The 21,598-nt window shown below is 69.7% G+C and carries 17 protein-coding genes and 1 pseudogene; 16 read left to right on the top strand and 2 right to left on the bottom strand.

The window, feature by feature from the left end; all coding sequences use genetic code 11:
- The 4 genes from ACLQ25_RS04785 to ACLQ25_RS04770 are packed head-to-tail and all read left to right on the top strand — an operon-like array spanning position 1 to position 6,971.
- Positions 1 to 1,740, top strand: coding sequence for an NAD(P)/FAD-dependent oxidoreductase (locus tag ACLQ25_RS04785; RefSeq protein ID WP_425729428.1), 1,740 nt, complete (start codon positions 1 to 3; stop codon positions 1,738 to 1,740).
- A 23-nt stretch (positions 1,741 to 1,763) separates the two neighbouring features.
- A complete protein-coding gene (locus ACLQ25_RS04780; protein WP_425729426.1) occupies positions 1,764 to 3,524 on the top strand; it encodes an NAD(P)/FAD-dependent oxidoreductase in 1,761 nt (586 codons plus the stop codon).
- 22 nt (positions 3,525 to 3,546) lie between these two features.
- Complete coding sequence (locus tag ACLQ25_RS04775; RefSeq protein ID WP_355047928.1) at positions 3,547 to 5,214, top strand: NAD(P)/FAD-dependent oxidoreductase; 1,668 nt, start codon at positions 3,547 to 3,549, stop codon at positions 5,212 to 5,214.
- An 8-nt stretch (positions 5,215 to 5,222) separates the two neighbouring features.
- Complete coding sequence (locus ACLQ25_RS04770; RefSeq protein WP_425729423.1) at positions 5,223 to 6,971, top strand: NAD(P)/FAD-dependent oxidoreductase; 1,749 nt, start codon at positions 5,223 to 5,225, stop codon at positions 6,969 to 6,971.
- Here the strand turns inward: ACLQ25_RS04770 and ACLQ25_RS04765 are convergent.
- Positions 6,949 to 7,539 carry a TetR family transcriptional regulator gene (locus ACLQ25_RS04765; RefSeq protein WP_355047930.1) on the bottom strand — a complete coding sequence of 197 codons (591 nt, stop codon included), beginning with the start codon at positions 7,537 to 7,539 and terminating at the stop codon, positions 6,949 to 6,951. The genes ACLQ25_RS04770 and ACLQ25_RS04765 overlap by 23 nt on opposite strands.
- Positions 7,540 to 7,690: 151 nt before the next feature.
- Here ACLQ25_RS04765 and ACLQ25_RS04760 point away from each other — a divergent pair, with 151 nt between their 5' ends.
- The 5 genes from ACLQ25_RS04760 to ACLQ25_RS04740 all read left to right on the top strand — a co-directional run bounded on the left by ACLQ25_RS04760 (position 7,691) and on the right by ACLQ25_RS04740 (position 13,342).
- Entirely contained in the window at positions 7,691 to 8,827 is a 1,137-nt protein-coding gene (locus ACLQ25_RS04760) for an acyl-CoA dehydrogenase family protein (RefSeq protein WP_425729421.1), read from the top strand.
- Positions 8,828 to 8,858: 31 nt separating this feature from the next.
- Positions 8,859 to 10,418, top strand: a complete 1,560-nt coding sequence (locus ACLQ25_RS04755; protein ID WP_425729419.1) for an amino acid adenylation domain-containing protein — start codon at positions 8,859 to 8,861, stop codon at positions 10,416 to 10,418.
- 32 nt (positions 10,419 to 10,450) lie between these two features.
- Positions 10,451 to 10,969: a flavin reductase family protein gene (locus ACLQ25_RS04750; RefSeq protein WP_425729417.1), complete on the top strand. Its 519-nt coding sequence runs from the start codon at positions 10,451 to 10,453 to the stop codon at positions 10,967 to 10,969.
- Positions 10,970 to 10,978: 9 nt separating this feature from the next.
- Positions 10,979 to 12,415, top strand: a complete 1,437-nt coding sequence (locus ACLQ25_RS04745) for an MFS transporter (RefSeq protein WP_425729415.1) — start codon at positions 10,979 to 10,981, stop codon at positions 12,413 to 12,415.
- Between the two features lie 753 nt (positions 12,416 to 13,168).
- Positions 13,169 to 13,342 carry a hypothetical protein gene (locus tag ACLQ25_RS04740; RefSeq protein WP_425729413.1) on the top strand — a complete coding sequence of 58 codons (174 nt, stop codon included), beginning with the start codon at positions 13,169 to 13,171 and terminating at the stop codon, positions 13,340 to 13,342.
- Between the two features lie 125 nt (positions 13,343 to 13,467).
- On the opposite strand, the gene ACLQ25_RS04735 is transcribed toward ACLQ25_RS04740, so the two are convergent.
- Positions 13,468 to 13,989, bottom strand: coding sequence for a methyltransferase family protein (locus tag ACLQ25_RS04735; RefSeq protein WP_425729411.1), 522 nt, complete (start codon positions 13,987 to 13,989; stop codon positions 13,468 to 13,470).
- 233 nt (positions 13,990 to 14,222) lie between these two features.
- On the opposite strand from ACLQ25_RS04735, the gene ACLQ25_RS04730 reads away from it, so the two are divergent.
- From ACLQ25_RS04730 to ACLQ25_RS04700, 7 genes and pseudogenes are all read left to right on the top strand, one after another.
- Positions 14,223 to 14,777, top strand: coding sequence for a TetR family transcriptional regulator (locus ACLQ25_RS04730; RefSeq protein WP_425729409.1), 555 nt, complete (start codon positions 14,223 to 14,225; stop codon positions 14,775 to 14,777).
- Between the two features lie 207 nt (positions 14,778 to 14,984).
- Positions 14,985 to 15,263, top strand: coding sequence for a phosphopantetheine-binding protein (locus ACLQ25_RS04725; RefSeq protein WP_355047938.1), 279 nt, complete (start codon positions 14,985 to 14,987; stop codon positions 15,261 to 15,263).
- Between the two features lie 20 nt (positions 15,264 to 15,283).
- Positions 15,284 to 16,639, top strand: coding sequence for an NAD(P)/FAD-dependent oxidoreductase (locus tag ACLQ25_RS04720; RefSeq protein WP_425729406.1), 1,356 nt, complete (start codon positions 15,284 to 15,286; stop codon positions 16,637 to 16,639).
- A 45-nt stretch (positions 16,640 to 16,684) separates the two neighbouring features.
- Positions 16,685 to 17,764, top strand: a complete 1,080-nt coding sequence (hppD, locus tag ACLQ25_RS04715) for a 4-hydroxyphenylpyruvate dioxygenase (protein ID WP_425729404.1) — start codon at positions 16,685 to 16,687, stop codon at positions 17,762 to 17,764.
- 5 nt (positions 17,765 to 17,769) lie between these two features.
- A pseudogene (locus tag ACLQ25_RS04710) lies at positions 17,770 to 18,840 on the top strand (alpha-hydroxy acid oxidase); the annotation flags it as partial.
- 89 nt (positions 18,841 to 18,929) lie between these two features.
- Entirely contained in the window at positions 18,930 to 20,252 is a 1,323-nt protein-coding gene (locus ACLQ25_RS04705; protein ID WP_425729402.1) for a PLP-dependent aminotransferase family protein, read from the top strand.
- Complete coding sequence (locus ACLQ25_RS04700; protein ID WP_425729400.1) at positions 20,249 to 21,598, top strand: cation:proton antiporter; 1,350 nt, start codon at positions 20,249 to 20,251, stop codon at positions 21,596 to 21,598. The genes ACLQ25_RS04705 and ACLQ25_RS04700 overlap by 4 nt, the downstream gene beginning before the upstream one ends.

Genomic DNA, 21,598 nt, shown 5'->3' with positions numbered 1-21,598 from the left:
ATGACTGATCATCCGCGCAGCACGCCGGAGTACGACGTCGCGATCATCGGGTCCGGCCTGTCCGGCACCATGCTGGCCGCCTGCCTGGCCCGCAACGGCGCGAAGGTGCTGATCGTCGACGGCACGACCCATCCGCGGTTCGCCATCGGCGAGTCGACCATTCCGGCGACGTCGATGATGATGCGGCTGGTCAGCGAGCGGTATGGGGTTCCCGAGATCAAGTGGCTGTCCACCTTCGAGGGCGTCCAGTCCAAGATCAACACCACGTCGGGAGTCAAGCGCAACTTCGGGTTCGTCTACCACCGGCCGGGGGAGCGCCAGGACCCGCGCGAGACCCACATGTTCCCGATTCCCAAGGTCACCCACACCGAGAGCCACTTCTACCGCCAGGACATCGACAACTGGATGCTCACGGTCGCCGCCAAGTACGGCACCACGGTCCGCCAGCAGGTGCGGATCACCGGCGTGGAGATCGACGACGACGGTGCGACGCTGAAGCACACCGGCGGCCACTTCCGGGCCAAGTTCGTGGTCGACGCCAGCGGCTTCCGCTCGGTGCTGGCCGAGCAGTTCGGCCTGCGGGAGGAGCCGAGCCGGTTCCGACACCAGTCGCGGTCGCTGTTCACCCACATGGTCGGCATCCGGCCGTACGACGAGCTGGCCCCCAAGTCCCGGTACGGGCATCCCAGCCCCTGGCACGACGGCACGCTGCACCACCTGTTCCGGGGCGGCTGGATGTGGGTGATCCCGTTCGACAACCACCTGCGCGGCACCAACGACCTGTGCAGCGTCGGCCTCCAGCTCGACCCCCGGATCCACCCGGTACCGGACTGCTCCCCGGAGGAGGAGTTCCGCCGGTTCATCGCCCAGTACCCGGACATCGAACCCCAGTTCGCCCAGGCGCGCTCGGTGCGGGACTGGACCCGCACCGGCCGGCTGCAGTACTCGTCGCGGCAGACGGTCGGCTACCGCTGGTGCCTCACCTCGCACGCGGCCGGCTTCCTGGACCCGCTGTTCTCCCGGGGGCTGTCGAACTCGCTGGAGACGATGCACGCGCTGGTGCACCGGCTGCTCTCCGCGATCGAGGACGACGACTTCTCGGTCGAGCGGTTCGAGTACATGCAGGAGTTCGAGCAGGGTCTGCTCGACTTCAATGACGACCTGGTCGCCAACGCGTACACGTCGTTCGGCGACTGGCGCCTGTGGGACGCCTGGTTCCGCATCTGGTCACTCGGACAGTTCATCGCCACCTTCGAGGTGAACCGGGCGTACGCCCGCTTCCTGGACACCCGCGACCCGGCGGTGCTGGCCCCGTTGGAGCGGCCGTGGTGGCGGGGACGGGTCATCCCGCAGGACGCGCCGTACGGCGCGGTCATGGTCCTGTTGCAGCAGGTCAACGACATGACCCGGGCCGTGCAGGAGGGGCGGGCGGACTCCGGGGAGACGGCCGCCGAGCTGCTGCGGTTGCTGCGTGAGGCGGATTTCGTGCCGCCCGCGTGGGGCCTGGCCGACCCGGACAACCAGTGGACCGACGCCAACTTCTTCGAGATCGGCAAGACCCTGCGCTGGGCGCGCAAGAAGGCGCCGAAGGCCGTCGGCGACCTCACGTACGAGGGCCTGACGCTCTTCATGAAGAAGCGCTTCTCGCCCGGCGAGTTCGCCGTCGGCGAGGAACTCAAGCACCTCATCGCGCGCTGGCCCGTGGTCGGCAAGCGACTCCGCGTCCCGACGCCGAAGTGAATCCAATGGATAAGGAGTCCATTATGGAAGGTGCTGCCGCGCACAACGGGATGTTCGATGTGGTGGTGATCGGCTCCGGGCTCGCCGGCTCGACTTTGGCGGCGTGCCTGGCCGCCAACGGCGCGCACACGCTGGTGATCGACGCCGGAACGCACCCCCGCTTCGCCGTCGGCGAGTCGACCATCCCGTACACCTCGATGGCGATGCGGTTGATCAGCGAGCGGTACGGCGTGCCGGAGATCAAGTACCTGAGCACCTTCGAGTCGGTGTACGCGCACATCAACACCACCGGCGGGGTGAAGAGGAACTTCGGCTTCGTCTACCAGCGACCGGGCGAGCAGCAGCGGCCCGAAGAGTCCAACATGTTCCAGATTCCGAAGATCCTGAACACCGAGAACCACTTCTTCCGGCAGGACATCGACAACTTCATGCTCACGGTGGCGGCGAAGTACGGCGCCGTGATCCGGCAGCAGACGCGTATCGCGGGCGTACAGGTCGATGACGACGGCGTGACGCTCGACGTCGGCCCCGGCGCGCCCGTGCGGGCCCGCTACCTGGTGGACGCCAGCGGCTTCCGCTCGGCGCTGGCCGAGCAGTTCGACCTGCGGGAGGAGCCGACCCGGCTGGAACACCACTCGCGGTCGCTGTTCACGCACATGGTCGGCGTGCGGCCGTTCGACGACTTCGCCCCGCGCGGCACATACGGCAACCCGACGCGTTGGCACGAGGGGACGCTGCACCACATCTTCGAGGGTGGCTGGATGTGGGTGATCCCGTTCGACAACCACCCCCGGTCCACCAATGACCTGTGCAGCGTCGGCGTGCAGTTCGACCCGCGCAGGTACCCGGTGCCGGACTGCTCGCCGGAGGACGAGTTCCGCCGGTTCCTCGACCGGTACCCGGGCATCGCGCAGCAGTTCACCCACGCCACCCCGGTGCGCGAGTGGGTGCGCACGGGCCGCCTGCAGTACTCGCCGAAGAAGACGGTGGGCTACCGCTGGTGCCTCATGTCGCACGCGGCGGGCTTCGTCGACGCGCTGTTCTCGCGTGGCCTGTCGAACACCATGGAGATCATCAACGCGCTGACCCAGCGGCTGCTGGACGCGCTCAAGGACGACGACTTCGCCGTCGAGCGGTTCGAGTACGTGCAGGAGCTCGAGCAGGGTCAGCTCGACTTCAACGACGATCTGGTCAACAACGCGTACATCGCGTTCCGGGACTGGGACCTGTGGGATGCCTGGTTCCGGGTGTGGGCGCTGACCCAGATCCTCTCCACCTTCGAGATCAACCGGGGCTACGCGCTCTACTCCAAGACCCGCGACCCCGCCGTGCTGCGACGGATGGAACGGCCGTGGTGGCGGGTGGAGCTGCGCGAGTTCGACCGGTCGAAGGTCGACGACCCCGACCACGCCGAGGTCCTCGAGTTCCTGGCCGGCGTCAGCCGGATGATGCGCGCCGTCGACGCGGGGGAGGCGGAGCCGAAGGACGTCGCCAAGCAGATCCGCGACCAGCTCGCCAGCGCGCGGTTCGTGCCGCCGGCGTTCGGCCTGGCCGACCCGGCGATCCGGATCACCGGCGCGTCCGCGGCCAAGGTGCTCGGCACCCTGCGCTGGGCGAAGCGGGACGCGCCGCCAGCGATCGGTGAGCTCACCTACGAGGGTCTGACCCTCTTCATGCGCAAGCGCTTCGCCCGGGGCGAGTTCGAGCCGGTCGAGGAGATCAAGCAGAGAATCGCTGGCTGGCCGGTGCTCGGCTCCCGGCTGCGCGTTCCCGAGCCGAAGTAACCCGAGGAAATTGGAGTGCACGGTGAGTGAATTGATCGAGGCCGAGAAGGCCACCTATGACGTTGCCATCCTCGGCGCTGGTTTCGCCGGCTCGATGCTCGGCGCGATCCTGGCCCGCAACGGCGCGAAGGTGCTGCTGGTCGATGCCAAGGCGCACCCGAAGTTCGCCATCGGGGAGTCGACCATCCCCAACATGCTGGTGTCGCTGCGCACCATGTCCGAGCGGTACAAGGTGCCGGAGTTGATGACCCTGGCGACGCTGACCGCCTGCCAGAAGATCATCTCGCCCTGGCACGGCAAGAAGGACCACTTCGCCTTCCTCAACCACCAGGAGGGCAAGCCGCAGGACCCGAAGCAGGTCACGATGTTCAACTTCCCGAGCCTGCTGCACGAGACGCCGCACATGTACCGGCAGGACACCGACGCGTACCTGTTCCACGCGGCGATCAAGTACGGCTGCACGGCGCGGGTGAACTTCACGATCGCCGACGTCGACTTCGACGACTCCGGCGTCACGGTCAGTTCGACCCGGGGCGAGCAGTTCCGCAGCCGGTACGTGGTGGACGCCAGCGGCTACCGCTCGCCGCTGGCCGAGAAGTTCGGGCTGCGCGAGGACCCGTGCCGGTACAAGCACCACTCGCGGGCCGTCTGGAACCACATGATCGACCTCAAGACCACCGACGAGGTGTTCCAGCGCACCGGCGCGGACAAGCCGCCGGTGCCGTTCTACGAGGGCACCGTCCACCACCTGTTCCCGCGCGGCTGGTCGTGGGTGATCGCGTTCAACAACCACAAGGACTCGAAGAACCCGCTGTGCAGCGTGGGCCTCACGATGGACCCGCGGATGTATCCGAAGACGCCCGGCATGTCGCCGGAGGAGGACTTCTGGAAGCACATGCAGCGGTTCCCCGGTATGGCGGCGCAGTTCGAGGGCGCCCGGCCGATGCGGGAGTGGGTGGGCACGGACCGGGTGCAGTACTCGTCCAAGACCACCGTCGGTGACCGCTGGGTGCTGCTGGCCCACGCCGCGGCGTTCATCGACCCGCTGTTCTCCCGTGGTCTGTCCAACACCTGCGAGGCGGTCAACGTGCTGGCCTGGCGGATCCTGCGGGCGGTGGGTGACGACGACTTCTCGGCCGACCGGTTCGAGGGGGTGAACACCCGCCAGCAGGCGCTGTTCGACGGCAACGACAAGCTGGTCAACGCCGCGTACGCCTCGTTCGAGCACTACTCGCTGTGGACGGCCGTGTTCCGGATCTGGGCGTGGGGCTCGAACGCCGGCACCTTCCGGGCCCACGAGGCGTACCGCCGGTGGCGCTCCACCGGCGACGAACGGCATCTGAACGAGCTGGAAGAGGTCAAGAACCCGGGTCTGCACTGGTCCGACCACGAGGGCTACGGCGAGCTGTTCGAGGACATGGTCAAGCAGTGCGGTGACTTCGAGGCCGGCAAGATCACCGGCGACGAGGCGGCGGACGCCCTGTACGACCACCTCAACCGGGCGCCCTTCGTGCCGGACCACTGGGGCTGGAAGGACCGCCACCTGCGGTTCATCAACCCGACCCCGCTCAAGATCGGCCGGACGATGCTCTGGGCGGCGACCAAGGCGCCGCCGGACGTGCGGCGGCTGATGCTCGGCTTCCTGCGCGAGGCCGGCAAGGAGCAGCTCATGGGCCGGAAGATCTTCTAGGAGACCGGATGACCACCATCGAACCCGACGCCCCGGTGTCGTACGACGTCGTGATCCTGGGCAGCCATCTGGCGACCGGCCTGCTCGCCACGGTACTGGCCAAGCAGGACCTGCGGGTCCTGCTCGTCGGCTCGCCCGACGACACGGTGCTGCCGTCCGGCGACAGCACCGTGCCGTACACGACCGCTGTGCTGCACCTGCTGGCCGAGCGGTTCGACGTGCCGGAGATCGCCTCCTTCGCGCACTTCGAGGACCTGCCGGACGCGGTGCGCCGGACCAGCGGGATCAAGAAGAGCCTCGCCTTCCTGCACCACACGGCGGGCCGCCGGCACGACCCGGCGCACGCCGTGCAGTTCCACGTGCCGGGCGAGCACAGCGAGTGGCACCTCTACCGGCCGGTCGTCGACGGGTACGCCCGGGAGCTGGCCGTCCGGTACGGCGCGTCGGTGCTGCCGGAACGGGCGTCCACCACCGAGGTGCGGCTGGACCCGGAGGCCGTACACCTGACCTTCGGCTCCGGGCGGACGGTGACCGCGCGGTTCGTGGTGGACGCCTGCGACCAGGAGTCGCCCCTGCGGGCGGCGACCGCCGAGGGTGATCCGAGACCGCTGTTGCTGCGGTCGAAGATGATGCACGCCTACCTGCGCGGCGTCCGGCCGTTCGAGGAGTGCAGCCGGCTCGCCGACTACCAGCGGGCGACGACCTGGTCGCGGGGGACCGTGCACCACCTCTTCGACGGCGGCTGGATCCAGGTGGTGGACTTCCGCAACCACGACGACGCCGCCAGCGACCTGTGCAGCGTGACGGTGGGGCTGGACCACGACCGGTTCGACGACCTGCCGGCGGACCCGGACGCCGCGTTCCGGGCACTGGTCGCGCCCTTCCCGAGCCTGGCGGAGCAGTTCGCGTCCGCCACGGCAGAGGGCGGCTGGACCACCTCGCCCCACTGGCAGCGCCGGGCGGCGGTGACCCACGGGCCACGGTGGTTCGCCATGGAGCTGTCGGCCTGCCGTACCGACGAGTTCCTGTCCCGGGACGTGACGATGACGGCGGAGATGGTCCACGCGCTCGGGGCCGCGCTGCCGCGAGCGCTCCGCGACGAGCCGGCGACGGGCGTCGTGCTGGCCGAGGCGGCGGCGTTCCAGGACGCCCTGATCGAGTTCAACGACCAGATCCTGGCCGCTGCCCGAACGGCCGTCGGCAGCTTCGCGTTGTGGAACGCGTACAGCCGGGTCTGGTTGCTCTGGCAGATCCTGGGCCACCTGTCGTTGAAGCGGGCCACCAACGATGCCCTGGCCGCCGGGACGTGGGATCCGGTCGAGCGGTTCGCCGACGGCGGACTGTGGTTCCGCACCCCGGACGGTCTGCGCCAGATGTTGGACTGGTTCTTCGAGGTGTTCGCCCGGGTCCGGGCCGGTGGGCTGCGGCAGGCCGAGGCGGCTGACATGATCTTCCGCGAGCTGCGCCGGGCGCGGTTCGTGCCGCCGCTGTACCGGTTCGGCGACCCGAACGCGCGGTACTACCACTTCACGATGCCCCGCCGGCTCCTCATGGTGGCCTGGGTCATGACGGTGGCGCCCGCGGACTTCAAGCGGCTGCTCACCAAGGACAACGTGACCGGCCGGCGGGATGACGCGACGTCGCCGACCCGGGGGCGGGCATCGGTCGACGACGAGCGGCTGGCGGCTCACGACGTCGAACGCGCGGACGGCTCGGCCGCCGACGCGCCCGGCGTCACTCAGCCAGGTCGGCGGTGAGGTAGTGCTGGATCGTGCGACCCATCATCCGGGCCAGATCGTCGCGGTCGTGCCGGGACAGCTCGGTGCCGTCGATCAGGTAGCGGCACAGGGCCAGGCCGATCACCTGGGACGCGGCGAGCGCCGCCCGCAGCTCGTGTCGGTCGGGGCTGACGCCCTCGGCCAACGTGCCGAAGAACGCCCGTACGAACTCGTCGCGCATCAGCTCGGCGATCTCGTCACTGGTCAGCGAGGCGGACAGCCGGGCGCGGTAGGAGATCGTCGTACGAGGGCTGTCCCAGTGGGTGAGCAGGGCGGTCGCGGTGGCCCGACCCAGCCGGCGACGGCTGCCAGCCAGCAGCTGTTCGGCCAGCTCAACGGGGTTGCCGTCGACCTGCACCGCGTGCCGCAGGAGCTGCTCCTTGGAGCCGTAGTAGTGCCGCACGAGCCGTGGGTCGACACCTACGCGCCGGGCGACGCTGCGGATGCTCACCCCGGTCAGGCCGCACTCGGAGATCTCCCGCCGGGTGACGTCGAGGATCGCCTGCCGGATGCCGCTGCCACCGTCGAATCCCTGCTGCGTCGTCAAGGCAACCTCTTACGAGTTCCCGTACGCCCGAGCGCACGGCCCGATCAAATGCCTAAGTCTAGACCTTTGAGGATATGTCAGTCCGGTCCGGGTTGCTCCTGCAAGCCGGTCATTCCGTCGCGCCGGTTCACCGCGCGGCCGAGGGGGCACCGTGGACTTCGCCTGGACGCCTGAACAGCGGGACGCTTACGACGAGGTGCGCGCGAGCGCCGAGCGGGCTTTCCCGCCCACCGCCGACGCCAGCCGGCTGCACGACCGCGAGGCCTGGCGGCGTCTCGGTCGGCTGGGGCTGCTCGGCCTGTGCATTCCCGCGGAGTACGGCGGCGGCGGGCTGGGCGCCCTGGACACCGCGCTGCGTGTCGAGGCGTTCGGTCGGGGGTGCGCGGACACAGGTCTGGTGTTCGCGGCCAGCGCGCACCAGTTCGCGTGCGCGGTGCCGATCGCCGGGTTCGGCACACCCGAGGTGAAGAAGGGCCTCCTACCGCGGATCTGCTCGGGCGAGGTGGTGGCCGGCAACGCGATGACCGAGGCGGGCGCGGGCTCCGACGTCTCGCGCCTCGCCGTCACCGCGACGGAGACGGCGGACGGCTACCTGCTCAACGGCGAGAAGACGTTCGTGACCAACGGACCGGTGGCCGACGTGCTGGTGACCTACGCGACCACCGATCGGGCCGCCGCCCATCTCGGTGTCACCGCGTTCGTGCTGGACCGGGACACTCCCGGCCTGACGGTCAGCGAGCCGTTCGACAAGATGGGCCTCGTGTCGGCGCCGGCCGGCCGGGTGTCCTTTCAGGACTGCCTCGTGCCGGCGCAGCGGGTGCTCGGCGAGCCGGGTCAGGGCGCCGCGATCTTCCAGCACTCGATGCGCTGGGAGCGGGCCTGCCTGTTCGCCGGATATGTCGGCCTGCTGGACCGCCTGGTGGAACGTTGCGTCGAGCATGTGACCTCGCGCCGCCAGTTCGGCCGGCGCATCAGCGACTTCCAGGCGGTCGCGAACCGGATCGTGGAGATGAAGCTGCGGACGGAGTCGGCGCGGCTGCTGCTCTATCGCTGCTGCTGGGAGATGGACAACGGCGGCGGCTCGGAACTCAACGTGGCGTTGTCGAAGCTGGCCGTCTCGGAGGCGGCGGTCGCCGGGGCGCTCGACGCGGTGCGCCTGTTCGGTGGACTCGGATACCTGCGCGACACCGGGATCGAGACCATGCTGCGCGACGCCGTCCCCAGCACGATCTTCTCCGGCACGTCGGACGTCCAACGGCTGCTCATCGCCCGCGAACTGGGCCTGTGAGGGCCGCGGCTTGACCAGGGAGGTGTCGACCGTGCGGGACGTGGACCAGTCCGACATGCCGGGTGGCGCGGGAATCCACGGCTACGTGGCCGAGTGGGCCCGGCGTACACCGGACGCGCCGGCGGTGATCGCGGACGACGGCCAGCTCACGTACGCGGAGCTGGCGACGGCCGCGCGGCGCCTGGCGGCGGGGCTGGCGCGCGCGGGGGTGTCCCCGGGCGACCGGGTGGTGCTGTGGTCCGACAAACGGGCCGACGCGGTGGCCGTCATGCAGGCGGCGCTGTCGTTGGGGGCGCCGTACGTTCCGGTGTCCGCGGCGAACCCGCCCGCCCGGGTGTGGCGCATCGCGGCCGACTGCGCGGCGACCGTCGTGGTGGCGGACGGTCCGGCCGCGGACCGGGTCGCACGCGAGGGTGGTGTTCCGGACGGGCCACCGCTCGTGTCGCTGGACGAGTTGCAGCGGTTGGGGGCCGAGGGTGACCTGCCGCCGGTGCACCGACCGGCCCCGGACGAACCCGCGTACATCCTCTACACCTCCGGGTCGACGGGCGCCCCGAAGGGCGTCTGCCTGAGCCACCGCAACGCGGCGGCGTTCGTCGAGTGGGCCGGTGACCTGCTCACCGTGTCGCCACGGGACCGGCTGGCCAACCACGCCCCGTTCAACTTCGACCTGTCGGTCTTCGACCTCTACGCGGCGTTCCGCGCGGGCGCGTCGGTGCACCTGGTCCCGGCCGAGCTGGCCTACGCGCCGGTGCAGCTGGCGCGGTTCGTGCGCGACGAGGGCATCACCATCTGGTATTCCGTGCCGTCCGCGCTGACCCTGATGATCCGGGACGGCGGGTTGCTGGACGGCCCGCCCCCGCCGGACCTGCGGGCCTGCGTCTTCGCCGGTGAGGTGATGCCGATCCGGTACGTGCACGAACTCCGTGCCGCCTGGCCGGGCGTGCGGCTGCTCAACTGGTACGGGCCCACCGAGACGAACGTCTGCGCGTCGTACGAGGTGACCGACGCCGACGAGGGGCGCGACCGCCCGTTGCCGATCGGCCGACCGGCCAGTGGCGCGGTGCTGACCCTGGTCCCGCCGAGCCTCGACGGCGCAGGTGCCGCTGGTGGCGGCGACTGCCCGGAGGGCGAGATCGTGGCGGACGGGCCCACGGTGATGCTCGGCTACTGGGGGCGGGAGCCGCAGCGTGGACCGTACCGAACGGGTGATCTCGGGCGGATGTCGTCCGACGGCACGCTGGAGTACCTGGGCCGCCGCGACGACATGGCCAAGGTGCGCGGCAACCGGGTCGAGCCCGGCGAGATCGAGGCTGTCCTCGCCGCGCATCCGGACGTCGCGGCGGCCGCGGTGGTCGTCGCCGGCGTCGGGCTCGCCGCGCGGCTGCACGCGGTCGTGGTGCCGGCGGGCGATCGCCGGCCCGGCCTGCTGGAGATCAAGCGCTGGTGCGCCGGGCAGCTGCCGACGTACATGATCGTCGACTCCGTCCAGGCGGCCACGAGCCTACCGCTCACCCCGAACGGAAAGACCGATCGAGCCGCGCTGCTGGCGGCGATCGAAGGAGGTGGACCATTACTGGCACCGAACTAGTCAACGTGGAACCGAGTGCGTTCCTGGCGATCATGGGCTCGCTGGCCAGCGGCGTCAGCGTGGTGACCACGATCGACGCATCGGGTCGGCCGCACGGACTGACCTCGTCGTCGGTGTGCAGCGTCTCCAAGGACCCGCCGCTGCTGTTGTTCTGCGTGCGGCAGGTGAGTTCGACCCTGGACGCCATCCGGGAGACCGGCGGATTCGCCGTCAACTTCCTCGACGCCGACGGCCACGAGGTCTCCGAACTGTTCGCCAGCTACAGCAGCGACAAGTTCGCCAATGTGGCCTGGCGGCCCGGCGACGTGGCCGGTATGCCGCGGCTGGAACCCACCGTCGCCTTCACCGAGTGCGCGCTCCATGACGTGATCACCGCTGGTGATCACGTCATCGTGCTCGGCCGTCTCGTCGGCGGCGCGACGGCGTCGGACCGATTGCCACTGGGCTATTGGCGCGGGACGTATGTCCGGGTCTCCCGCCCCCCTTACCAACGAGAGGAGCGCAACGGACAGCGTCCCAGCGATCCTTCCCAGTCAATCCATCACGAGTAGGGAAACAGAGTGGACAAGAACCAACCAGCGACCCACAGCGCGGCGTGGACATGGGTCGCGGCCCTGGTAGCCGTGTTCATGGTCGCGATCGACACCCTCGTCGTCACGACGACGCTGCCGGTCATCCGTACCGAGCTCAACGCGAGCCTTGAAGATCTTGAATGGATCGTCAACGCGTACACGCTCACCTTCGCCGTCTTTCTGTTGACCGGCGCGGCGCTCGGTGACCGCTTCGGCCGGCGCAAGGTATTCACCATCGCGCTGCTGGTCTTCACCATTGCGTCCGCGCTGGCGGGCCTCGCCGACAACATCGAATTCCTGATCGCCGCTCGCGCGGTGCAGGGCCTGGGCGCCGCGGTCGTCCTGCCGCTGACCCTCACGCTGTTGGCCAGTGTGGTGCCGGCACGTCAGCGCGGCCACGCGTTCGGGTTGTGGGGCGCGATGGTGGGTCTCGGCATCGCCCTCGGGCCGGTCATCGGCGGCGCGGTGACCGAAACCTGGTCCTGGCAGTGGATCTTCTGGGTCAACGTGCCCATCGGTCTGCTGCTGCTGCCGGTGATGACGCGTGTCCGCGAGAGCCGTGGCGGCTACGGTCGCCTGGACCCGGTGGGCGTCGTCCTGGTCACCGCCGGCATGCTCGGCATCGTGTCCAGCCTCGTGCGGGGCAACAGCGCCGGCTGGGACAGCCCCTCCATCCTGGCGGGATTCATCGTCGGCGGTCTCCTCGTGCTTGTGTTCATTGTCTGGCAGTCGCGGGCACGCACGCCGATGGTGCCGCTGTCGTTGTTCCGCAGCCGGGGCTTCAGTCTCACCATGGTGGCGACCATCATCATGCCGTTCGGCGTCTTCGGCGCCGTCTTCCTCGGCACCCAGTACCTGCAGAGCGTCCTCGGCTACTCACCACTGGAGGCTGGCGTTCGCACGCTGCCGTGGACGGCCATGCCGATGATCGCGGCACCGATCTCGGGCATCCTGACCGACAAGATCGGCGGCAAGCCGCTGGTGATCCTGGGCCTGACGATGCAGGCCATCGGCGTGGGCTGGATCGGCTCGGTCGTCGGCGACCTGACGTACTCGAAGCTGGTGGTGCCGTTCGTCATCACCGGGCTCGGCCTGGGCATCTTCCTCGCGCCGATCGGCCGCCTGGCCTTCGGGTTCGCGCCCGCCGAGCTGGAGGGTGTGGCGTCCGGTGTGTCCAACGCGATCCGCCAGACCGGCACCGTGATGGGCGTGTCGGTGGGTGGCGCGATCCTCGGCGCGAACGGCGGCTACGAGTCCGTGGCCACGTTCGTCAACGGCCTGGAGGAGGCCCACCTGGTGGCCGCCTGTGCGCTTGCCGCGGGCGCGGTCATCGCGCTGTTCATTCCGCACCTGCGCACACAGGGTCACGGCCACGCGGTCGAGGACGAGGAGGAGGAGGTCCTCGCGGCGGGCGCCCCGACCTGAGCGGTCCACGGGAATCGAGGCCCCGGCCCTGCGGTCGGGGCCTCGATCGCGCCAGGGGGGCTTGGCGCGGCTGATCGTTCGACGGTCGGGCGGGTGGGACCGCCGGTAGCCGGTGTCGCAATGGCGGCAGGTTCGACGGTGGGAGCTGGTTGCGCCGCAGCGACGTGGCGTACCGGCTCGGCACGCCCGGGCCGCGACCGCACCACGCCCAATGCGGGGTGGTCGAGAGCGGCATCGGCGTTGACGCATGTCAACGCGGGTATGCGGTCGCGGCCGATTGCCGTGCTCGCATTCGTGTGCGGCATCTCCGCCCGGCACGTCGTGCCCGATGAGACCTATTCGGGCCGTAACGGTCCGCAACCCGACCGGTGCCGCGTGATCACTCACCCATTTAGGGGGGGACAGCGCGGCCGTCGGCAGGATAACATCCATCGATGAACTGGCGGTACGCTAATGGGGGATGGGGCCACCAGGGATATGAAGTCATCAGCACTGGCGGTTACGGATGTCCAGGTACTCTTCTACGAGCCAGAAGGGCTGTTATTGACAGCGGGACTATTGCCGGCGGACGTAGGTGGGCACGAGTTCCGCGTAATGTTTCAATTGAGTTACCTGGGCAGTGGTGAGATTACGGCACACGTTGGCTTCCAACAGTGCGACGGCACCGACAAGACGGCTCCCGAGTTCGTCACGGTGGAATTGCTGGGAGCGGCACGACACCGTATGCCCATTATCTGGACTGCCTCGGCATCGGTGCGCGCGGAGCAGGTGAACTGCCGGCTCGTCATCTGGGGGGAACCCGCCGGCGAGGACCTGTTGCGGGGGGAGTTGATCGCCGAGGTCTCCGGGCGGCTGCCGGTGTTGACGGCCAGTTGCCAGGCATCGGTGACGCAGGCGGAACTGCCCACCCGGCAGCGGGTCGCCTAGACGGCTGGCTGCCCTCCGTCGTGGGCGGAGGGCAGCCAGCCCTCGGGGGTAGGCGACATGGCAGTCCCTTCGCGGGTCAGCGGCTCGTTCGATCGGCCGCACGGCTGGTGAGGCGCGTTATCGGGTCACGCTTGCGGTGAGCTGGCCCCCTGCTGCCACGGCCGTAGGCGGGGAATCCACGCCGGGACCGCAGCGCGGTAGGTGTCGTACGCGGCGCCGTATCGCCGGCGCAGACCGGGTTCCTCGTAGAACCGCACGAACGCGGCCTGGATGAGGGCGATGGCCAACCCGTACCACAGGAGTGCGGCCTGGCCGAAGATCAGTGCCTGGCCGAGGATGGCCGTCACCACCGCGACGTACATCGGGTTGCGGACGTACCGGTAGGGCCCGCCGATCACCAGGTGTTCGGTCGGCGCCACCGGGGCCGGAGTGCCCAGACCCTCCACGACGAAGCGCACGAACGACTGTAGGAGAAACGCCACCGCGACGACCAGCATCAGCGCGCCGAGGACTCGAACCGGCTGGTAGTAGGCGAACGGCGTTTCGACTTCCCAGTCGGAAATCCACCATGGACCGAGACCGGCGACCACGCCCGGCGCGGCGCAAAAGAAGACGAGACTTCCGACGACGGCCCGTGTTCGTAGCACTGCGCCATGCTACGGCCCGTGCGGGGCACCATGTCAAGGCATCGTTACGTACTGTTGTCGTGGCCTGTCTGTAGAACCTCCGTATTTCCGCACGTAGGAAGGCGATACTATGGCGTTTGCCCCCATACGATGAATAGGGCATGCGATGAACTGGGAAAGGTGAACTTGTGGGCGCGGAGGTGTCCCCGAACGGTGCTCCACGACGACGGACGGGGCGACGAGTCGGGCCGACGGTGAGCCATCAGCTCATCCTCGAGATCGCTCGTGGCCAGTTCGCGGAGCGGGGCTACGAGGGCACTACGGTGCGCACCATCGCCCAGGAGGCGGGCGTCGACAGCGCGCTGGTGCACCACTTCTTCCTCACCAAGGAAGGCCTGTTCGAGGCGGCGGTGCGTGGTGCCCTGCAGCCGCCGGAACTGGTGGAGCGGGCGATGAAGGGCCCCCGCGGCCAGGTCGGCCGGCGCGCTGTCGAGCTGTTCTTCAGTCACTGGGACGAGCCCGACACGGCGGCTCGGCTCGGCGGCATCCTCCGGTCGATGACGGCCAACGACATGGCGGCGGACGCCGTCCGTAACTTCCTCGGCGACCAGGTGATCCTCCCGCTGACCCGCGCCTTGGGCCACTCCCAGCCGGAGCTGCGCGCCGCCATGGTCGGCTCGCACCTGATCGGTCTCGCCACCACCCGGTACGTCTTCCGCGTCCCGGCGATCGTCGAGCTCAGCGCCGCCGCTCTGGCCGCGGGCACGGGCAAGGCCATCCAGACCTACCTCACGGGCGTTCTGGCCTGATCGGTCCGCCCTCGGCGGGCGGGCTCCACCGTCGTCACACCAGTTGCTGACGTCGATCCCTGCACGGCATCCCCTTGACGAACCCGCGTGGGCTTCTAGAATTCATCGAACAGGGATGTCATCAGAGGGGGAAGCGCCGGTGGGTTTCCCGGCCTCCCGGGTGACGCCCCATGGGGGATACCACGTCCGGCGACCTGGGAGGGGTTTGTGCCGACAGACCAACGCGACGAGATACTCGGCCAACTGATGGTGTACGTGCGCCACGAGCTGATTGGCGACCAGGACGAGGCGGTCACCGGAGTCGATCTGCGCCCCGACTCGCCACTGCTGGAGTGGGGCGTTCTGAACTCACTGAACACGGCTCGGCTCATCGCGTTCGTCCGGGCGGAGCTCGACGTCGACGTGCCGCCTTCGCACATCACGGGACGGCACTTCCGGAGTCTCGACACCATCACCGATCTGATCCTGTCGTTGCCCCGCGCCTGACAGGCCCCCGAGGAGGCGCCATGAACACCAAGCCAGCAGAGTGGGACATCGGCATCATCGGAGGCGGGCCCGCCGGGTCCACGGCCGCCGCCTACCTGGCCAAGGCGGGGCTGTCCGTCGTGGTCTTCGAGAGCGCGCACTTTCCCCGCGAGCACGTCGGCGAGTCGTTGGTCCCGGCAACCACGCCGGTGCTGTTGGAGACCGGGGCGATGGCAGCCGTCGAGGCGGCCGGCTTCCCGCGCAAGTACGGCGCGGCCTGGACGTCGGCCGAGTCGCGGCCGGTGAGCCACATGGGCTTCTCCAACCTCACCCACGACTTCCGGCTCGCCGAGGTCATGTTCAACGAACGGGATCAGGCCGGCGTCGACCGCGATTACACGTTCCACGTCGACCGGGGCAAGTTCGACCAGATCCTCCTGGAGAACGCGGCGAGTCTCGGCGCTGAGGTCCACCACGGCGTGCGGGTCAACCGCGTCGACTTCGAGGGCGAACACCCCGTGCTGCACACCCGATCCGCGGACGGGCAACGCGAGGTGCCGGTGCGGATGGTGGTCGATGCCAGTGGCCGGAACACCACGTTGGGCAGTCAGCTCAAGGTGAAGGTGGCCGACTCGGTCTTCAACCAGTACGCGATCCACACCTGGTTCGACGGCTTCGATCGACAGGCGCTCTCAGCCGAGCAGGCGAAGTCCGACTTCATCTTCATCCACTTCCTGCCGCTGACCGACAGCTGGGTGTGGCAGATCCCCATCACCGAGACGATCACGTCGATCGGCGTCGTCACCCAGAAGAGCCGGTTCGCCGAGGCGGCCCGGGAGGATCTCGAAGCGTTCTTCTGGGAGTGCGTGGGCAGCCGGCCCGAGCTGGAGGCGGCCCTGCGCAGCTCGAAGCAGGTACGGCCGTTCAAGGCCGAGGGCGACTACAGCTACGCGATGAAGCAGATCTGCGGCGACAACTTCGTCATGATCGGCGACGCCGCCCGCTTCGTGGATCCCATCTTCTCCACCGGCGTCAGCATCGCCCTCAACAGCGCCCGGCTGGCCTGTAACGACATCATCGCCGCCGCCGAGGCGGGCGACTTCAAGCGCGAGCGGTTCGCCACGTACGAGATGCTGCTGCGGCGCGGCGTCCGCAACTGGTACGAGTTCATCTCGGCCTACTACCGGCTCAACATCCTGTTCACCGCGTTCGTCCAGGACCCGCGGTATCGCCTCGACGTGCTGAAGATGTTGCAGGGCAACATGTACGACGAGGCCGAGCCCAAGGCGCTCGTCGAGATGCGGAACGTCATCCGGGCCGTTGAGCAGGACCCCGAACACCTCTGGCATCCGTATCTCGGTGAGCTGTCCGCTCCGGCGGCGGCTCCCATCTTCTGACCACAAGGGGGCCGTGCGGCCCCGGTAGGGGGGACATCAGTGAGCGTGGGCAGCAGTGTGTTCAGCGACCTGGCTGTGCACCACGTCGAATTCCACGTGACCGACGCGGTCTGGGCCGCACGCGAGCTCGCCGCACAGTACGGCTTCGCCGTCGTCGGTTCGCGCCGCGACGAGGACCACGTGTCGGTGGCACTGCGGCAGGGTTCGACGGTTCTCGTGGTCACCGAGGGGCTCACCGACGCGCACCCGGCCAGCCTGTACGTGCAGCAGCACGGCGACGGCGTGGCCGACCTGGCGATGCGTACCGCCGATGCGACGGCGGCGTTCGAGGTCGCGGTGTCCCGCGGCGCGCGGACGGTGGTGGAACCCACCGTCCGCGACGGGTTCGTCACGGCCACGGTCGGCGGCTTCGGCGACGTGACGCACACGTTCGTCCAGCCACCCGAGGGTTCGGCCGACCCGGTGCTGCCCGGCCTGACGCCCGGTCTTCCGGACGGGCACCTGCCGGAGGCGGGGCCGGCTCTGGGGCTGGGTGTGGTCGACCACCTCGCCGTCTGCCTCGAGGCGGGCACGCTCGACCCGACCGTCGACTTCTACCGCACGGTGCTGGACTTCGACATGACGTTCGAGGAGCACATCCTCGTCGGCAACCAGGCGATGTTCTCCAAGGTGGTGCAGAGCCCGTCGAGGTTGGTCACGCTCACGCTCATCGAGCCGGACGCCTCGGCCGCCGCCGGGCAGATCGACGACTTCCTCAAGGGGCACGGTGGCCCCGGTGTGCAGCACGTGGCGCTGTGCTCGCCGGACATCGTGTCGGCGATCTCGGCGTTGACCGATCGGGGCGTGGAGTTCCTGCGCACGCCGGAGACCTACTACGACCTGCTCGGCCAGCGACTCGACCTCGCCCGCTACGACGTGGACCAGTTGCGGTCCCGCAACATCCTCGTCGACGAGGACCACGACGGCCAGCTGTTCCAGATCTTCGCCAGGTCCACCCATCCGCGCCGGACGTTCTTCTTCGAGGTCATCGAGCGGATGGGTGCGCGCACCTTCGGCAGCGGGAACATCCGGGCGCTGTACGAGGCGGTCGAGGCGGAGCGGACCAAGACCCACGACGTCCTGTGACCACCATCGCGGCCCAGGGAACCGACCTCGCCGGCCTGCTCTGCCTCGACGACGTGGCGACGGCGGCGCGGCGGGTGCTGACCGAGCCCGTCTGGGACTACGTGGCCGGTGGCAGCGGCACCGAGTCGACGCTGCGCGACAACCGGGACGCGTTCGACCGGGTGCACCTGGTCCCACGGGTGCTGGTGGGCACGGAGACCTGCGATCTCGGCACGGAGTTGCTGGGCACGCCGATGGGTCTGCCCGTCGGGGTGGCGCCGATGGCCTACCAGCGGCTCCTGCACCCGGACGGTGAGGTGGCGCTCGCCGAGGCGGCCCGGGACGAGGGCGCGGTCTTCGTCGCCAGCATGCTCAGCAGCGAGCCGGTCGAGCGGATCGCCGCCACCCAGGCGGAGGTCTGGATGCAGCTCTACTGGCTGCGCGACCGCGGGCTGGTCGCCGATCTGGTGGCGCGCGCCGAGGCCGCTGGCTGCCGGGCTCTCATGCTGACGGTCGACGTGCCCCGAATGGGTCGTCGCCTGCGGGACATGCGGTCCGGGTTCACGCTGCCCGACGACGTGGTGGCGGCCAACCTGCCACCGGAGGTCGGCGCGGCCGCGCACTCCGGCGGTCTGCACAGTTCGGCGCTGATGGTGCACACCGGTCTCGCGTTCGACCCGAGGCTGTCCTGGCGGGATCTGGACTGGTTGCGGCGACGGACGCGTCTGCCGATCGTCGTGAAGGGCGTCCTGCACCCGGACGACGCGGTGCGCGCGACGGACCTCGGAGCGGACGCCGTCGTGGTGTCCAACCACGGCGGCCGCCAGCTCGACGGCGCGGTGCCCAGCATCGCGGCGCTGGAGCCGGTGGTCGCGGCCGTGGCCGACCGGTGCGCGGTGCTCCTGGACAGCGGCGTCCGTAGCGGCGTGGACGTGGCGCGGGCGCTGGCCCTCGGCGCGTCCGCGGTGCTGGTGGGTCGGCCCGCTCTCTGGGGGCTGGCGGTGGGTGGCCGGGCCGGGGCCCGCCGGGTGCTCTCGTTGCTGCGGGCCGAGTTGGAGGATGCGATGGCGATGATGGGCTGCGCCGACCTGCGGGCGCTGGGCCACGGCACCACCGTGGCCGGGGGCGGGCCGGTGTCGACGGGGCGGGGCCGGACGTCCGGTGACGCCCTCGCGGGATGGTCCCCGTGACCGGCCGGTCGGGGACGACCACGGTGGGCGCCCGCGCGCCGATCGCGCTGGCCGACCTGCACGGTTCGCTGGCCGACCCGGTGCTCGACTCGATGACCTTCCTCAACGAGATCGCCGGTCGCTTCCCGGACGCGGTGTCGTTCGCGGCCGGCCGGCCCTACGAGGAGTTCTTCGAGGTCGAGGCGGTGCATCGCTACCTGCGCCGCTACTGCGACCACCTGCGTGACGAGCACGGGTTGAGCGAGCGTCAGGTCAACCGCACGCTGTTGCAGTACGGCCGGACCAAGGGCATTGTGCACGACCTGGTGGCCCGCAACCTGTCCGTCGACGAGGGGATGGACGTCGACCCGGAGTCCGTCGTGGTGACGGTGGGCGCGCAGGAGGGCATGTTCCTCGTGTTGCGGGCGTTGCGGACCGACCCCCGCGACGTGCTGCTGGCCGTCTCGCCGAACTACGTGGGCATTCGCGGGGCCGCGTCGCTCGTCGACATGACCACGCTGCCGGTCCGGGACGGCTCGCGCGGCATCGACCTGGCCGAACTCGCCCGGGTGGTGCGCGACGCCCGGGCGGCGGGGCAGCGCCCCCGCGCGCTGTACCTCGTGCCCGACTTCGCCAACCCGGCCGGGGCGAGCCTGGACACCGAGACCCGGGTGGCGGTGCTGCGCGCGGCCGCCGAACACGACCTGCTGATCATCGAGGACAACCCGTACGGGCTGTTCCACGCCGGTGGCGACCGCCCGGCCACGCTCAAGGCCATGGACGACGAGCGTCGCGTCGTCTATCTCGGCTCGTTCGCCAAGACCGGGATGCCCGGCGCCCGGGTGGGTTACGTGGTCGCCGACCAGCCGGTGGCCGGCCCCGGGGGAACGGGCCTGCTGGCCGACGAGCTTGCCAAGATCAAGAGTATGGTGACCGTCAACACCTCACCGCTGGCGCAGGCGATCATCGCCGGCAAGTTACTGGAGCACGACTGCAGTCTCGTGCGCGCCAACGAGCGCGAGGCCGGGGCGTACCGACGCAATCTGCGGCACGTGCTGGACGGCCTGGCCGCGCGCTTCGGGCCGGGTGCCGGCGTTTCCTGGAACACCCCCGGTGGCGGCTTCTTCCTCGTGGTGACGGTGCCGTTCGTGGTGGACGACGCGCTGCTGGAGCGCTCCGCCCGCGACTTCGGTGTGTTGTGGACGCCGATGCACCACTTCTACGCCGACGGAGGTGGACGTCACCAGCTCCGTCTGTCGGTCAGCCTGCTGGAGCCACCGCAGATCGAGCAGGGGCTCGATCGACTGGCGGCCCTGATCACGGAGATGAGGCCGGTATGAACGCACCCATCATGCCGCTGGCTGGCGGACAGGTCGTGATCCTGCTCGTCCAGATCGCGTCCCTGCTCCTGCTCGGCCTCGGCCTGGGCCGGTTGGCGGCGCGGTTCGGCCTGCCCCCGATCGTCGGCGAGCTGATGGCCGGCGTGGTGCTCGGGCCGTCGCTGCTCGGCCACGCCGCTCCGGCGGTGCACGACTGGCTGTTCCCCGCCGACCCGGCGCAGATGCACCTGCTGGACGCGGTCGCCCAGATCGGCGTCCTGCTGCTGGTGGGGGTGGCCGGCATCGAGTTGGACACCCGGATCGTCCGCCGCCGTGGCACCTCGGCTCTCCGGATCAGTCTGGGCGGTCTGCTCATCCCGATCGGCTTCGGCATCCTGATCGGTTACCTGGCCCCGGCCGTACTCGTCCCGGACACCACCGAACGTCCGGTGTTCGCGCTGTTCCTCGCGGTCGCCATGTGCGTGACGGCGATCCCCGTGATCGCCAAGACGCTGGCGGACATGAAGCTCATCCACCGCGACGTCGGGCAGTTGATCATGACTTCCGGCATGGTGGACGACGCCGTGGGATGGTTCCTGTTGTCGGTCGTGTCGGCCATGGCGACCGTCGGGGTGCGCGCGGGTCAGGTCGCGCTGTCCCTGCTGCTGCTGGTGGCGTTCGTGGTCGCCGCGATCGTCGTCGGCCGGCCACTGGTGAGTGGAGCGCTGCGGCTCGCCGGCCGGTCCACCGAGACCGGGCCGACAATCGTCACGGCCGTGATCATCGTCCTCGCCGGCGCGGCGATCACCCAGTCGCTGCACATGGAGGCGGTGTTCGGCGCGTTCGTCGCCGGCATCCTCGTCGGGCAGGCGATCCGGGATCGGCGGGCGGTGCTGGCACCCCTGCGGACCGTCGTGCTCACCGTGCTTGCACCGATCTTCCTGGCCTCCGCCGGCCTGCGGATGGACCTCGGCGTGCTGCTCGACCGCGACGTGGCGATCGCCGCCTTCGTGGTCCTCGCGGCGGCGATCCTCGGCAAGTTCACGGGCGCGTACCTCGGTGCGCGATCCAGCCGGCTCGGCCACTGGGAGTCCCTGGCCGTCGGCGCCGGCATGAACGCCCGGGGCGTCGTCGAGATCGTCGTCGCCATGGTGGGGTTGCGGCTCGGCGTCCTGGACATCGCCACCTTCACGATCATCGCCCTCGTCGCCATCGTCACGTCGATGATGGCGCCCCCGCTGCTGCGCCTGGCGATGTCCCGGGTCGCGCACAGCGCCGACGAACTCCTGCGCAAGGCCGACCACGACGAACAGTGGTCGACCGGACCGGTCGTCCGACCGGCGGGAACGGCCCCGCCGGCCGCCTAG

The organism is Micromonospora sp. DT44 (genome assembly GCF_049841635.1).
Classification (GTDB): domain Bacteria; phylum Actinomycetota; class Actinomycetes; order Mycobacteriales; family Micromonosporaceae; genus Micromonospora.
Note: the sequence above shows the minus strand (reverse complement) of the source record. Positions and strands in the feature narration are given on the sequence as shown.